General features: G+C 51.6%; 9 protein-coding genes. All 9 read left to right on the top strand.

Features of this window, described 5'->3' with window-relative positions:
- The first annotated feature begins 56 nt into the window (after positions 1-56).
- The 9 genes from IE117_RS17630 to IE117_RS17590 all read left to right on the top strand — a co-directional run bounded on the left by IE117_RS17630 (position 57) and on the right by IE117_RS17590 (position 15,829).
- Positions 57-1,607, top strand: a complete 1,551-nt coding sequence (locus tag IE117_RS17630; protein WP_189565793.1) for a sulfatase family protein — start codon at positions 57-59, stop codon at positions 1,605-1,607.
- Positions 1,608-1,612: 5 nt separating this feature from the next.
- Complete coding sequence (locus IE117_RS17625) at positions 1,613-3,046, top strand: sulfatase family protein (RefSeq protein ID WP_189565792.1); 1,434 nt, start codon at positions 1,613-1,615, stop codon at positions 3,044-3,046.
- Between the two features lie 107 nt (positions 3,047-3,153).
- Entirely contained in the window at positions 3,154-3,816 is a 663-nt protein-coding gene (locus IE117_RS17620; RefSeq protein ID WP_189565791.1) for an RNA polymerase sigma-70 factor, read from the top strand.
- Between the two features lie 80 nt (positions 3,817-3,896).
- Positions 3,897-4,895, top strand: coding sequence for a FecR family protein (locus IE117_RS17615; protein ID WP_189565790.1), 999 nt, complete (start codon positions 3,897-3,899; stop codon positions 4,893-4,895).
- A 28-nt stretch (positions 4,896-4,923) separates the two neighbouring features.
- Entirely contained in the window at positions 4,924-8,343 is a 3,420-nt protein-coding gene (locus IE117_RS17610; protein ID WP_189565789.1) for a SusC/RagA family TonB-linked outer membrane protein, read from the top strand.
- Positions 8,344-8,432: 89 nt separating this feature from the next.
- Positions 8,433-9,887: a RagB/SusD family nutrient uptake outer membrane protein gene (locus IE117_RS17605; RefSeq protein WP_229581078.1), complete on the top strand. Its 1,455-nt coding sequence runs from the start codon at positions 8,433-8,435 to the stop codon at positions 9,885-9,887.
- Positions 9,888-9,951: 64 nt separating this feature from the next.
- Positions 9,952-11,481: a sulfatase gene (locus IE117_RS17600; RefSeq protein ID WP_189565788.1), complete on the top strand. Its 1,530-nt coding sequence runs from the start codon at positions 9,952-9,954 to the stop codon at positions 11,479-11,481.
- Between the two features lie 199 nt (positions 11,482-11,680).
- A complete protein-coding gene (locus IE117_RS17595; RefSeq protein WP_189565787.1) occupies positions 11,681-13,111 on the top strand; it encodes a glycoside hydrolase family protein in 1,431 nt (476 codons plus the stop codon).
- Positions 13,112-13,195: 84 nt separating this feature from the next.
- Positions 13,196-15,829: a glycoside hydrolase family 95 protein gene (locus IE117_RS17590; protein ID WP_189565786.1), complete on the top strand. Its 2,634-nt coding sequence runs from the start codon at positions 13,196-13,198 to the stop codon at positions 15,827-15,829.
- Positions 15,830-15,843: the final 14 nt, after the last annotated feature.

Here is a 15,843-nt window from a genome sequence, read left to right as displayed (position 1 = left end):
TTTACCATTTGAGGACGAGCAGTAGGTATATTTTACGCTATTACTCTTTTATTGCCATGAAATCCCTGCATGCTCATTCTCTCTGCCTCTTCCTTGTACTGCTGCTATTAGGCGGATGCACCGCGAAAACCCGCTCGCTACGGCAGAAAGACCGGCCCAATATCCTGTTCATTATGTCTGACGACCATACCGCGCAGGCATGGGGAATTTACGGAGGCATTTTGAAAGACTATGTGAAAAACGACAACATTGAGTGGTTGGCTGCCCGTGGTGTCGTGCTGGAAAACGCCTTCTGCACCAATTCGATATGCGTGCCCAGCCGGGCGTCGATATTGAGCGGTCAATACAGCCATCGCAATGGGGTGTATGATCTGGACGACGTTTACGAACCCGACAGCGCCAACTTCGCCAAGCTACTCCAGACCAGCGGATATCAAACGGCCATCATCGGCAAATGGCACCTGAAAAAAGAGCCCACGGGCTTTGACTACTATATGGTACTTCCCGGACAGGGACGCTACCAGAACCCTGTCCTGAAAACGAAAGACAACTGGCAGGATGGTAACGAAGGCGGCAAGGAGTATCCGGGATTCTCGGCGGACGTCATTGCTGACCAATCCATCGCCTGGCTCAAAAGCAGAAACACGGACAAGCCGTTCTATCTCTCTACGCACTTCAAAGCCACCCACGAGCCATACGATTATCCTGACCGTTATAAAAACTACCTGGCAGATATCGAGCTCCCCTACCCTGCTAACTTTGAAGATTGGGGCGCCGCCACCACGCAACGCACCCACGACGGCTGGCCCCTTGACTTATTGGGAAAACGCTACGAGGAAGGCGCCGGCACCAAATATCCGGGGACACCTTTCTCCCTCGAAGGGCTGGATTCACTCGCTGCCCGTAAAAAGACCTACCAGAAATTCATCAAAGATTTTCTCCGTTCGGGCGCAGCCATCGACGACAACATCGGTAAGTTGATCACCTACCTGCGGGAGAGTGGCGAGTTAGAAAATACGGTCATTATCTACACCGCCGATCAGGGGTACTTTTTGGGAGAGCATGGCTTTTTCGACAAACGCTTTATATACGAACCCTCCCTGCGAATGCCCTTCGTGATTTCTTATCCTAAGGAATTCAAAGGGGGCAACCGGATCGACGACATCATATTGAACATAGATTTCCCTTCGCTCTTTATCGATTTCGCAGGTATGGAGCCTGTGAAAAACATGCAAGGCCGTAGCTTTCGGGATAACCTGGCTGGCCATACGCCAGCTGACTGGCGCAAAGACATGTACTACCGCTACTGGAGCAATGAACCTCGTCGCCCGGCCCATTTCGGCATACGGAACGACCGGTATAAACTGGCGCTTTTTTACGGGCAATCCCGCACTAAAATTCAGCGCGACAAAATGCAGTATCCGCCCGGCTGGGAGTTTTACGACCTTCAAAAGGATCCCGGGGAAAACCATAACGCTATTGCCGACCCTGAGTACCAGGACGTAATAAAAATCATGAAGGCTCGGCTCAAAGTGATCAAAGCCGAAAGTGGCGATGGCGTGGAAGCGAACGAAACAATCAGTCAAATAATCGAAAGTAATTGGTGAATAATATGAAGCGTAAACTAGTAGTTCTCTCACTTCTGGCAGTTGGTGCTGTCTCGTTGCTGGCCTTTAATTTCTTTGATGCTCCTAAGGCTGACCGCATGCCAAACATCGTGCTGGTGTATATCGACGACATGGGTTTCGGCGATCTGGGGCGCACAGGCGCAGTAGATTACACGACGCCTAATTTCGACGATATGGCCAGCAAAGGCATGTTCCTTTCGCAGTACTACACCCCGCAGGCCGTTTGCACCGCCTCGCGGGCCGGCCTCCTGACAGGCTGCTACCCCAACCGCCTCGGCTTTGCCGGCGCTACCGACCACTCGGCCAAAACAGGTATTAACGCCGACGAAGAAACGATCGCCGAGCTCCTCAAGGCCAAAGGCTATGCCACCGCTGCGTATGGCAAATGGCATTTGGGTTTTCAGAAGCAATTCCTTCCTTTACAGCATGGCTTCGACGAGTACTTTGGCATTCCGTACTCCAATGATATGTGGCCCAACCACCCTCTCAATAAAAACTACTATCCGCCATTACCCCTCATTGAGGGCAACGAAACCATAGCCACCAATCCCGATCAAAGCCAGTTTACCACCTGGTTCACAGAGCGCACCATGGGGTTCATTAAGAAAAACAAAGACAAGCCCTTCTTCGTATACCTTGCCCACCCCATGCCGCACGTGCCGCTGTTTGTTTCCGATAAGTTCAAGGGAAAATCAAAGCAGGGATTGTACGGTGACGTGATCATGGAGCTGGACTGGAGTATCGGTCAACTACGGAAGACTTTGAAGGAGCAGGGATTAGCCGAGAACACCTTGTTCATCGTAACCTCCGACAACGGCCCCTGGCTTACCTATGGCAATCACGCCGGTAGTTCAGGCGGGTTTCGCGAGGGAAAAGGCACCACATTCGAAGGCGGACACCGGGTGCCGTTTATCGCTGAATGGCCGGGCGTGATCCCGGCGGGCGTTGTCTCCAACAATTTGTCGGCCGGCATTGATGTTCTGCCCACCATCGTGGAGGCCACTGGCGCAAAACTACCCGTAAAACGCATCGATGGAGTAAGCCTGCTGGCCAACCTGAAAGGCGACCTGAGTGTGAAGCCGCGCGACGCCTTCTATTTTTATTACCGTCGGAACAATCTGGAAGCTGTGCGTCAAGGTACCTGGAAATTGGTTTTCCCACATCCCGGCCGCACCAATGAAGGCTTTGAACCCGGCAACGACGGCCAGCCGGGCCGGGCAAATGAAAACTTCAACCACCCCGGTGGACTTTACGACCTGCGCCGCGATCCGGGAGAGCGGTACAATGTCATGTTCGACTACCCGGAGGTAATGGCCGAGTTGACCAAAACTGCCGAAAAAGCCAGAAAAGATCTGGGCGACGATTTGACGGGGCATCCCGGCGAAAACCGCCGGCCTTTGGGACGGGTGTCTCAATAAAAGCCAAAAAATTCTTTTCGGCGACTACGTAGTTTAGCAGGTTCATTTGTCTGTATTTAAACGAATCTTGAATAATTTCAGGAAAAAGTAGTTTAAATCACCGCCCAATGCCCCAAAAACTACCTTCTGATCTACCTGCCTCTGTCGATCGTTCCGAGAACCTAAGCCTCAAATTGGCCCCTCTTTCTGCAAAGGAGGCCAGTAATGAGGTATCCGGGCATCCGGCGACCGACACAGAACTTTTTGTTCGTAAAATTTTTGAGGAAAACCCTAAAAAAGGTTGCGAACTGCTATTCCGGCTGTACTATCGGGCCATGTGCACTCACGCGGTCCGGTTTGTCTACTCCAAAGAGATTGCCGAGGACTTAGTCAGCGAGATTTTCTTCAAGTTTTGGGAAAAGAACACGTATCTGGCAGTAACTACCTCTTACCGTGCCTATCTCTTCCAATCGGTGCGCAATCGGGCCTACAACTACCTTTCAAACGATTTACGAAAATCCGACTCACTGTCAGCAGCCCAGTCCATCGAATCCCAGACGGCTGATTCGCCTGAGCAGATCATGCAGCTTGAGGAGCTACATCAGTCTATCGACAAACTCATCGCCTCTCTGCCACCCCAGTGCCGGAAAATATTTTTGATGAACCGCTTCGAAGGACGGAAGAGCCGAGAAATCGCCAATGAGCTCCACCTTTCGGTTCGAACGGTGGAAACGCACATTTTCAAAGCCCTAGGCATTTTAAAAAATGGCCTGAAAAATCACTGGCTGTAAATCCACCCTCACTATTTTCGACTATCCACTACGTAGGTCGCCCGGAAAGACTGTCTATTAAAAAAGCCAGCTAACAGAATATGGAACCATCGATCAACAAGCAACTTATTTTGGATCACCTGGCGGGAAAGAGCAGCCCAATGCAAAAGCGATCCATCGAGGTCTGGTTGCAGGACATCGGAAATCAGGAGCTTTTTTACCAATGGCTGGCCGAATGGGAGAATCAGTCACCGCAGTATTTTCCCGAATTGGAACATAAACTTTCCGATTACGTCAGATTTCTGGAAAAAGACCCGGAGTCGATCGAAACATCTGAAAAGGAAAATCAGTCTGTCGTTCATAAAAAGTCATGGCTTCACTGGCTCTCGGCGGCAGCATTGGTGCTACTACTTGGTGGGGCGGCTTGGTACGGACAGAACAAGCTGTTTTACAAAGCCTACCACACCAGCTATAACGAAACCCAGTCCATCGAGCTATCGGACGGATCAACGGTAGTTTTAAATTCAAATTCCTGTCTTCGCGTGCCGCGCTTCGGTTTTGGCGCCAAAACCCGGGAGGTGCACCTGATGGGGGAAGCAAGTTTCTCCGTGACCCACACGACAGACGATAAAAAATTCATCGTAAAGGCCGACAACAACCTAGATGTTGTAGTTCTGGGAACTGAGTTCACCATCTTCTCCCGTCCTCGCGGAGCGAAAATAGTTCTGAATACAGGAAAAGTCAGACTTCACTATGGCGAAGACAATGCCAGGAAGGAAGTCACGATGGCCCCCGGGCAATTAGTAACCTTGGATAAAACGGGCCACGCCAAATTCAGCAAAGCGACCAATCTGCAACCCCAGAAAGCCTGGGCCGCCCACCGGTTTGTGTTTGAGGGTACTTCCCTGGAAGAACTCAGCTACCTGTTTGCTGAAAACTTCGGCTTGAAAATAAGCATCGAGGATGAAGAGCTTAAGCAGTTGACCCTCTTCGGTTCATTCAGGGCTGAAACCGCCGAGCAACTTCTGAAAGAGTTGTCTGATGCAGCCAGACTCAATTTTACGACCAAAGGCGACACCATTGTCATCACCCAAAATTGATTTCACTATTCCTAAACCTATCCTTTCAATGAATAAAAAAATACAGTTCATTATTTCGGCCGGGCTATTCCTCGGAATGGCACAGCCGATGCAGGCGCAGCTACTGGCCAAAGCTACAAACCTTAACCGCGCCCAAGGCAGTACGCAAACCAGAATGATCAAGCTCAAAGACGCCCTGGCCGAGCTTAAGAAAATCCACAAGGTGGACATCCTGTTTTTTGGCAAAAACATCGAGCACTACGAGGTTCCGGCCCGACAGTACCGGCCCTCCCAATCCGTTGAGCATGATCTGGAACAATTGCTTGAACCAATGAACCTTAATTTCAAGAAGTCAGGGAAGGGCGGATACGTGATTACGGAAAAACGCGTGGAGCAAAAAAGCAGTCCTGACCGTAAAGAGACTTCGGGTGCCGAACCCAGCCAGCAGGCCGACCAGTCAGAACTACCGGCCAACTCCATCCAGCTATTGGCAAGAAGGGAGGTTTCAGCCGAAGTGGCCGAGATTTCTGTTTCTGGAAAAATTACGGCTTCGGACAACAATGAGCCGCTCCCGGGCGTGAGCGTGCTGGTGAAAGGTACTTCCCAGGGAACAACTACCAACCAATCGGGCGAGTATACGGTGAGCGTACCCAATTCCTCTGCGGTTCTCGTGTTTAGTTTTGTCGGGTATGTTTCGCAGGAAGTTCCCGTGGGCGGCCAAACCCGAATCAACCTTAGTTTGCAGCCTGATACCAAAGCGCTGAGTGAAGTGGTGGTGGTTGGGTACGGTACTCAGCGAAAGAGCGACTTAACCGGTTCCGTGGCTTCCATCGGCGAGAAAGACTTTACACAGGGTGTCAACAACTCAGCGCTGCAGCTATTGAACGGCAGGGCGTCAGGGGTGCAGATCAGCCAGTCCAGTTCGGCACCGGGTGGCGGCATCGCGATTCGTATTCGGGGCGCGGGGTCTATCAACAGCAGCAACGAGCCCCTGATCGTGATCGATGGATTTCCCGGCGCCACAACCACATCCATCAGTCCCGAAGACATTGAGTCCATTCAAATTTTAAAAGACGCCTCGGCGGCAGCCATTTACGGTTCCAGGGCCGCCAATGGCGTGGTACTTATTACCACTAAAAAAGGCAAAGCCGGCACACCGCGGGTCAATTACAGCGCTTATCTGGGCGTACAGACAGTGGCCAAACGGATGGATTTGCTCAATACCGAGCAGTACATCGAGGTGTTGAATGATCTCTCAGTAGAACAGACGGGCAAACCGAAGTTCACTCCCGACCAGATCAACGGTATCGGCAGCGGCACCGACTGGCAGGATCAGATTTTTCGCACTGCGCTGGCCCAGAACCACCAATTGTCGTTTTCGGGCGGCTCCGACAAATCCAATTACTACATGGGTCTCAACTACCTCAATCAGGACGGCGTAGTGCTGGGATCGGGATTGAAAAAGTATAACATCCGGCTCAACTATCAGGTAAATCCGACCGATAAACTTAAAGTCTCGCTCAACCTGAACGCGAACCGCTCCGCAACCACAAACATCCTCACGACCAACTCGGGTAATGAGAATGCCGGACCTATCAACGGAGCTTTGCAATTCGACCCCACTATTTCTCCCGAAAAAGACGAAAACGGCCAGTATCGGTTCAATCCGCTGATTTCCCTGGAAAACCCGTTGGCCCTCATCAATGGCTTCACGCAGAAGTACGTAAACAACCGAACCTTTGGCACCCTGGCAGCAGATTATACAATTCTGAAAGGCTGGACCACCACACTACGCCTGGGCGGTGACATCGCCAACGACCGTCGGGACAGCTACAATAGCACCATTACGCAGAAAGGCCTTTCTTCAGGGGGGATCGGCAGCATCAACGCGGGGGAAGACACGCACTGGATCAGCGAACTTTTCACTACCTACAATCACACCTTCAATGGCATCCACCAACTTTCGATTCTGGGCGGGGCTACGCTGGAAAAATATGACAATACCGATGTGGGTGCCTCCTCGATCGGCTTTCTGTCTGACGCCAGCCTTACCAACCTATTGCAGAGCGGCGACGGTGACCGTGGGGATAATGTGAGCAGCGGACGCTCCACCAACCAATTGAATTCGTATCTGGGCCGGGTGAATTACACCTTGAAAGACAAGTACCTGCTCACGGCCTCCATCCGCGCAGATGGTACGTCCCGCTTCTCTGATACGAATAAGTACGCCATCTTTCCCTCATTTGCACTGGGCTGGCGTGTCTCCGAGGAGTCGTTTCTGCAAAACAACAATCTGTTTAGTGACTTGAAGCTGCGGATGAGTTATGGACAAAGCGGCAACCAGGCCATCGGCAATTTTCAGACGCTCACTACTTTTATCGCGGGCGGCCGTGCCGTGCTCGGCGGCGGTCTGGTGCAAGGCGTGGAGCCCGCGCGCATACCCAATCCCGACCTTCGCTGGGAAACAACGGAAGAACTCGACTTGGGCCTTGATTTTGCAATCATTAATGGCCGGGTGAGCGGATCTTTGGAGTACTACATCAAAAGTACCCGTGACCAATTATTTAACAAGCCTTTGCCCACTACCTCCGGTTTTGGTAGCCTTCTGGTGAACTTTGGTAAAGTACGAAACCAGGGAATCGATCTTATGCTGGAAAGTCGCAACCTGGTCAATGACTTTAAGTGGAATACCAATTTCACTTTTTCGACCCTAAAGAACACAGTGGTTGAGTTGCCGGATTTTATCTCTCAGGTACTGACAGGCGGCGTGGGTTTCACGGGCAACTACGCCATCGTGCAGGAGGGCTCCGCAATGCGGTCTTTTTACGGTTATCAGGTCGACGGGATTTACCAGACGGCAGACGAGGTCAAGAACTCGCCTTCACCGACTTTCAAGCCAGGGTACCCCCGCTTTGTGGACCAGAATGGGGATGGAAAAATCACTCCCGATGACCGTGTGATTCTGGGTAGTCCTTTTCCGAAGCTTCTTTTCGGGTTGAACAACTCCTTCTCTTACCGGGGTTTCAACCTGGAAGCGCTCATCACGGCTGTACAGGGAATCAGTGCACTGGATAACAACATCGTCGAGTCCCTTTACCCAATTAACTTCGACCGCAATCGCATTGCAGAACACTACCTTGATCGCTGGACGCCAGACAATCCTGGCGCTCAGTACCCATCCGGCGTTAATCCGAGCGTGTATGGCGGTGCTTTGGCGGTTAACTCGCTTACGATCAACGACGCTTCTTTCGTGCGGTTAAAAACCGTTTCCCTCAGCTACGCCATTCCGGTCAGTAAGAAAATTCGCTCAGCGTCGGTTTATGTGGCGGCCGACAATTTGCTGACCATCACAAAATTTCTAGGTTTCGATCCCGACGCCAACGCCTCCGGTACGGGCATCGAACGCGCCAGCTACAACAGCTACCCGCTGAACCGCACTGTTCGGTTTGGGGTGAATCTTGGATTTTAAATCAATCAGGACCTCTGCCTCGGCTATTCCGGTAGCATGGAACGCCTGAAGTCACAGCTCGAGTCAAAAAAAATTATACTATTTAAAATATGAAAAAGGTATTAAATCTAGTCACAGGTATTGCTCTTGTAATCAGCTGTCTGGTACCCATGGGTTGTCAGGAATTCCTGGCCGAAGAAGTCTTTACCCAATACGATCCTCAAAGCTTTTTGCAAAGCGAGGACGGAATCAAAAAGGTACTTTACGGCGCTTACAGCCGCTCACAGGTAAACAACGGTATGCGGGAAGATCAGTGGACGCTTTCGGAATTTCCCACGGATATGACGCTGGAAAGCGGCGGGCAATTCGAAAAGGACGCTCTTCCCTACATTAATTTCCAATGGGACGCCTCCTCGGGCTTTCTGCGTAATATCTGGGTGCAGATGTACACTGCCGTACGGGACGCCAATGTGCTGCTGGAAAACATCGACAATGTAACGTCCATTCCGCCCGCCCGGCTGGCGCAGTACAAAGGAGAGGCGCAGTTCATCCGGTCGGAAGCTTTTGCCCACCTGTACCGTTACTTTGGCCCGGTTCCTCTGGTACTTACCACCAGCACCGACGACCTGCAGCCGGCCCGGCCCACCGATGCGGAATTCATTGCCTTTGTGGCTAATGAGCTGACCGAGGCCGCCAAAAACCTACCCGTCAATCAGGCATTGCGTGGCCAGGCAGACAAGGGCGCCGCATTGGCTGTGCTGACCAAATTCTATCTGAATACCAAGCAATGGCAGAAAAGCGCAGACACGGCCAAAGAGTTAATTGCCCTGAACAAGTACAAGCTCTATCCGCAGATTGAAAACCTGTTTGCCACCGAAAACGAAAACAACGACGAGTTCATTTTTATCTATCCCTGCCTCGCGCAGGGTCCCGGTAATGTGTACATGGCTCATGCTTTCCCGCCCAACTACCCCATTCTGCCTAATTGGATCAACTATGGGGCGCAGTTCAGGACCTACACGGCTTTTTACAAGACCTTCGACCCCACCGACCGGCGGCTGCGGATGTTTGTTACGGAATACACTGATACGAAGGGAGTCAAACAAAAATTGCTGGAAGACGCCAGCGGTAAGCCACTCGACAATGCCCGCAGCTTCAAATACACCCCTGACCCTAATGCTATTTCCCAGAATAATGGCAACGACATCCCGGTGATCCGCTATGCCGATATTCTGCTCAGCCGGGCCGAAGCACTTAATGAAGTGCAGGGGCCCAATCAGGAATCCATCGATCTGATCAACCAGGTAAGGGCACGCGCCGGCGTACCCGCTCTTAAGCTGGCTGATTTTGCGAGTAAAGAAAAACTACGCGACCATTTGTTAAAAGAGCGCGGATGGGAGTTTTTCACGGAAGGAAAGCGTCGTGAAGACCAGATTCGCATGGGCACATTCATTTCGAGTGCCGTGGCGCGCGGTAAAAACGCCCAGCCTTTCCAGGTTTTGTACCCCCTCCCCCAATCGGAAATCGAGGCCAATCCCAATTTGACGCAAAACGAAGGGTATTGATTTGGTTTCTTTAAGTTTGTGAAGTCACCAGTGCCCATACCTTCTTTTTAAATCCATTTGATTGATGAATACGAAAGCACCTGTTGCCGGTTTTAAGGTGGCGCTTTATTTCTCATGTCTTGCATTTTATTTGCTGACTGGCTGTGCCAAACAAACGAAAAGCTCAGAATCTGCCAGGCAAAACGCTACCCGCCAAAATTCCGCCCCACCTAATATTGTCTTCTTCCTGGTAGATGATCTGGGTTGGTCGGATATAGGCGCTTTTGGAAGCAGCTTTTACGAAACCCCGAATATTGATGCGCTTGCGGCCCAAGGAATGAAATTCACCAATGCCTACGCAGCCTGTCCCGTCTGCTCCCCCACGCGCGCCAGCATCATGAGCGGAAAGTACCCCGCGCGGCTAAATACCACCGATTGGTTCGGTGCGCCGCAGCCCACGACCGTGGGTAAGCACTGGACCAAAAACAAACCGTTGCTGCCCGCCGAATACCTGGAAAATCTACCCTTGGAAGAAACCACACTGGCCGAGGCCTTCAAAGCCAATGGCTACGGTACGTTTTTCGCAGGCAAGTGGCACTTGGGCGAGTCGCCGGAATACTGGCCGGAAAAACAGGGCTTTGACGTGAATAAAGGGGGGTACTGGGCGGGATCACCTCGCGGAAATCATTACTTCACACCTTACGACAATTCACGCCTCTCCGATGGTCCGTCAGGGGAAAACCTCACGCTTCGACTGGCGGACGAAACGGTCTCGTACATCGGGCAACACAAAAACAGCCCGTTTCTGGCCTACCTGTCTTTCTACGCCGTGCATAACCCGCTTGGTGCACCGGAGGCATTGGTAGACAAATACACCGAAAAAAAGAAGCGGCTGGGGCTGGAAGACCAATGGGGCAATGAGGGGGAAAGCAAAGTGAGGCTCAACCAGACGCTACCCGTGTACGCCGCGCTGGTGGAAACAATGGATCAGGCGGTTGGAAAAGTACTAGCTTCTTTAAAAGCCAACGGACTGGACAAAAACACGATCATCGTTTTCATGTCCGACAATGGCGGATTATCTACTGCCGAAGGCCAACCTACCACCAACCTGCCTTTGCGGGCCGGCAAAGGGTGGCTCTACGAAGGGGGTATCCGTGAGCCGATGGTCATTCATTGGCCGGGGGTAACGAAAGTAGGGTCAGTTACCGATCAGGTAATGATAAGTACCGACTTCTACCCTACCCTGCTTGAGATGGCCGGGCTACCCAGTTTACCTGATCAACATGTCGATGGCATCAGCCTGGTGCCAGCCCTGAAAGGAAAAAATATGAAACGTGGACCCGTGTACTGGCACTATCCGCATTACGGCAATCAGGGCGGTTCGCCCGGCTCGGTAGTCCGCGCCGGTGACTGGAAACTGATCGAGTGGTTTGAGGATGGGCGCGGCCTGGAACTCTACAACCTCAAGAATGACATTGGCGAAAAAAACAACCTGGCAGCCAGCAACCCTGGAAAAACGCAGGAACTACATACCCTCTTGCAAAATTGGCGTCAGGAGGTCGGGGCCAATATGCCAAGCAAGAATCCCATGGCGGCTCAGAATGCAGGGAAATAGCCATCGTCTCATGCGCATCGTGCTGTTCCGACGAGCGCTTTTTTAACTACCTCTGGCCCGGAAGCAATCAGGTCATTCCCGTAGTCCTCTATTCCGTAGCATCTTACTGGTTACTAATCAGAGTATATCTAACAATCACCCCTCTTCTAAAAAATGGAATGAGGGGTGATTTCTTTTTATTCGCAAAAACGACTTTACATTGATTTTAAGATTTCTGGTATTAGGTACTTTACTGATTTTGTCAACCCTGGTAATGGGCCAGAATCAGGGTTTTTCCAACGCCGCCGACTTTGGATTTTCGCCGGATGCCAGCGGCACAGAAAACGTGGCTGCTCTTCAAAAGGCAGTGGATCAGACGGGGACGATCATCGTAAGTAAACCCGGTACGTATAAGGTGGCAGGTACCACCTACATCGGCAGTAATACTACCCTCGATTTTGGCAATGGAGTCATATTGCAGAAAGTGAACGAAGTGGGGCCATTTTCCCACGTACTTCTTAATAAAGGAGCCCTGACAAAAACCTACGACGAGCACATCACCGTACGAGGTTTGCAGGTAAGTGTGAACGGCCTGGACTTGGTCTTCAACGAAGTTTTTGGTCTCAGGGGACAAATTGCATTCTTCTACGTTAAGGATTTAAAGATCGAAGGATTTCGGTGTAAGGACATCATGACCGCGCAATTTGGGATCCATGTATGCACTTTTGAAGATTTGATTATCGATGATACCATTCTCAAAGGCGGTAAAGACGGCATTCACCTGGGTCGTGGCAACCGGTTTCGTATATCCAATGCCGTTTTTGAAACCATAGATGACGGACTTGCGCTCAATGCGCACGATTACGCAACATCAAATCCTGAATTAGGATGGATAGAGAATGGGGTAGTTGAAAAATGCTGGGATTTGAGAGGGGATCAGAAATTGGTCGGTTATTTCTGCCGGATACTCGCCGGGGGCTGGATAGACTGGAAGGAAGGTATGGAGGTCCAGCAGGCCGACGCGGTAGTTTCCAACGGACGTGTATATCGGGTGAATGCGCAGCCGGATGGCACCGTTTATAAATCAGCAACCCGTCCTACGCACACCAAAGGCATTGTAGAGCTGGATGGCATCAAGTGGGTGATGGTACAGGAAGACGTTCAGTATGTAGCCGGGGTACGGAATGTTACCTTCCGGGATATCTACCTAGAAAAACCTAGAACGAGCTTTTCGATCCACTTTGATAATGGAAAGTGGAGTCGCTCTTATTATCCAGGTGCACAAATACCCATGCAGAAACAGTTGGTTTTTGATAACATCAGGGTTTTGCACGAGGGTACCAATGAGTTTCTGGGAGTCGACACGCCCATCGATGTCATCACCATCAGTAACTCCAGCCTGAAAAACGGGGGGATAAAGTTCCGGTCCAATAAAGCCATGACCGACTACCGACCCACGAAGATCAATATATATGGCACCGTGTTCAATGCCGAGAAGAGCATGAATTTAATCGAGAACACGGTAGAAAATAAAATCATCGATCTGAATACCTCCAACAACATTGAGGTCAGCGACGATTTTTCAGCAATTGTGAGCCCGGGAAATGGCAAGATCACCATCAATTCCGATCTTACTGGCCTGAAAAAGTAGCTGGTACTTCAGATCATCCTCAAACCAAGGAGTATGGGTACTTTCCGGGCTTTCTTTCCTATGAAAGTACCTTCCAAAACCGTCATGAGAAAAGCAATTTCCAACATCCTTACTTTCGGAATTTGTATAATTCCGCTACTTACGCAAGCGCAGAGTACAAAAAATAGCGGTATCAACATCCCGCAACAAGACCTCACCCTCTGGTACGACAAACCCGCCAAAGTATGGACCGAAGCCATACCCATGGGAAATGGGCACATGGGGGCTATGCTTTTCGGAGGAGTCGAGCGTGAGCACCTGCAGCTCAATGAGGTAACGCTGTACTCCGGCGATCCCAAGCGCACCTACACCAGTATCGACGTCAGGAAAAATTACCCGGAGGTGAGCAAGTTGATGGAAGAAGGAAAATACAGCGAGGCACAGCGTGTGGTAGCCGGAGAGTGGCTGGGACGAAACCATCAGTGCTATCAGCCGCTGGGCGATCTTTGGCTGGATTTCCAGCACGAAGGCCCGGTGACAAACTACCGAAGGTCGCTGGATCTGGGCAATGCCGTGGCGCAGGTTCAGTACCAGACGGAAGGCACCACCTATACCCGCCAGTACTTCGCCAGTTTTCCCGATAGGGTGATGGTGATTAAACTGAGCGCCCAGGGAAAAGGCAAAATCAACGGCAGTGTCAATTTTTCTACCCTCCACGAACCCGTTGCCAGGTACTTTTCCCAAAATAACCAGCTTATCATGACGGCCAAAGCACCGGGATTCGTGCTGCGCCGTACTTTGGATCAGGTCGAGAAAGCGAATGACCAGCACAAGTACCCCGAGGTTTTTGCCAAAGACGGCACACGTTTGCCCAATGCTGCTCAGGTACTTTACGGGGAGGAAGCCGATGGCCTGGGGATGGATTTTGATGCCCGGATAAGGGCTACCCACAAGGGCGGAACCATTACCCTTCAACAGGACAAAATCCTTATCAAAAATGCCAGCGAAGTCGTGCTGATTCTGGCGTGTGCCACCAGTTTCAACGGTTTTGATAAGAGTCCGGCAACCGAAGGCATAGATGCGTCGGCTCTGTCGGCCGGGTTCATCGCCAAAGCCGCCAGCAAAGGTCACTCCGCATTGTACCGAACCCACCTGACCGACTACCGACACCTTTTTGACCGATCCAGAATCCAGCTTGAAAGCCTCACATCGCAGTCTGCCCTGCCCACCGACCAGCGCATCGAGCAATTTGCCAATGGAAATGACCCGTCGCTGGCCGGGCTGTATTTTCAGTTTGGCAGGTACCTGATGATTGCCGGATCGCGGCCCGGCGGTCAGCCCCTTAACCTTCAGGGTATCTGGAACGACAAAATCATCCCCCCCTGGAACGGAGCCTATACGGTCAACATCAACGCCGAGATGAACTACTGGCCGGCTGAGCTGACCAACCTTTCCGAATGCCACGAACCATTCTTTAAAATGGTTAAGGAACTGGCAGTGAATGGAACCACTACCGCCCGTACCATGTACGGCAACGAAGGTTGGGTGGCCCATCACAACACCGACATCTGGCGGCATGCAGAACCAGTCGATATCTGCATATGCTCATTCTGGCCCATGGCAGCCGGTTGGATGGTCAGCCACTATTGGGAGCGGTACTTATTCCACGGGGATAAGGGTTTTCTACGAGATGAGGTGTACCCTTTGCTGAAAGGGGCCGTACTCTTCTACAAAGATTGGCTCCAACCCAACGAAAAAGGGTACCTCGTCACGCCCGTCGGACATTCGCCCGAGCATAATTTCAAGTATGGAGAAGGAAAGACGGCGTCCCTTAGTCCGGGCCCCACAATGGACATCGCCATAATTCGTGAGTCTTTTGAGCGGTATCTGGAAGCCGCCCGTCTCCTGAATATGTCAGACCCGCTGGTAACCGAAATCGGGCAAAAGCTGGCCAAACTACTTCCTTATCAGATAGGAAAATACGGTCAGCTGCAGGAGTGGCAGGTTGATTTCGAGGATGGCGAACCAGAGCACCGGCACATTTCTCATCTTTATGGGTTTCATCCCGGCAACCAAATCAACCCGCAGGCTTCCCCGCAATTGACAGCGGCAGTCAAGCGCTCCATGGAACGCCGGGGCGACAAGGCAACGGGCTGGTCAATGGGCTGGAAAATGAACGTCAATGCACGGCTGCTGGACGGAGAAAAAGCCTACACCCTGCTTTCCAATCTGTTGCACCTGATTCGGGAAGATGACACCAAGAACCGGGGCGGCGGCAGCTACCCCAATCTCTTCGACGCTCATCCTCCTTTCCAGATCGACGGCAATTTCGGGGCGACGGCAGGCATTGCCGAGATGCTGGTGCAAAGCCACGCGGGCGAACTATACCTCCTGCCCGCCCTGCCCAAAGCATGGAGCACGGGCAAAGTGAGTGGCCTGAAAGCGCGGGGTGGATTTGAGGTAGATTTAGAATGGGAGAATGGCCAGCTGACCAAAGCCGTGGTCCACTCGACACTGGGTGGCAACTGCCGGATCAGAACCAACACGGCCGTGCAGGTACTTGGCTCGAACACCCAACCCGCAACAGGCCCTAATCCCAACCCGCTGTTCACATTTATCGACCCCGGCAAACCCACAGTATCAGATGCCGCGCAGTCAGGAAATTTCCCCACCCTGCCACTTTCAGTCATTGATTTTGAAACAGTGGGCGGGAAATCGTACGTAATCATTGAAAAATAAAACAAGCCCTTTGT

Source organism: Persicitalea jodogahamensis, from assembly GCF_014651615.1.
In the GTDB taxonomy this organism is placed as follows: Bacteria; Bacteroidota; Bacteroidia; order Cytophagales; family Spirosomataceae; genus Persicitalea; species Persicitalea jodogahamensis.
The sequence above is the reverse complement of the archived record's forward strand: the minus strand, read 5'-3'. Positions and strand labels throughout refer to the sequence as shown.

Coding starts and splice junctions, on each gene's coding strand:
- IE117_RS17600 (WP_189565788.1), top strand. CDS start 9,952: ATGAATACGAAAGCACCTGTTGCCGGTTTTAAGGTGGCGCTTTATTTC.
- IE117_RS17625 (WP_189565792.1), top strand. CDS start 1,613: ATGAAGCGTAAACTAGTAGTTCTCTCACTTCTGGCAGTTGGTGCTGTC.
- IE117_RS17605 (WP_229581078.1), top strand. CDS start 8,433: ATGAAAAAGGTATTAAATCTAGTCACAGGTATTGCTCTTGTAATCAGC.
- IE117_RS17620 (WP_189565791.1), top strand. CDS start 3,154: ATGCCCCAAAAACTACCTTCTGATCTACCTGCCTCTGTCGATCGTTCC.
- IE117_RS17615 (WP_189565790.1), top strand. CDS start 3,897: ATGGAACCATCGATCAACAAGCAACTTATTTTGGATCACCTGGCGGGA.
- IE117_RS17630 (WP_189565793.1), top strand. CDS start 57: ATGAAATCCCTGCATGCTCATTCTCTCTGCCTCTTCCTTGTACTGCTG.
- IE117_RS17590 (WP_189565786.1), top strand. CDS start 13,196: ATGAGAAAAGCAATTTCCAACATCCTTACTTTCGGAATTTGTATAATT.
- IE117_RS17610 (WP_189565789.1), top strand. CDS start 4,924: ATGAATAAAAAAATACAGTTCATTATTTCGGCCGGGCTATTCCTCGGA.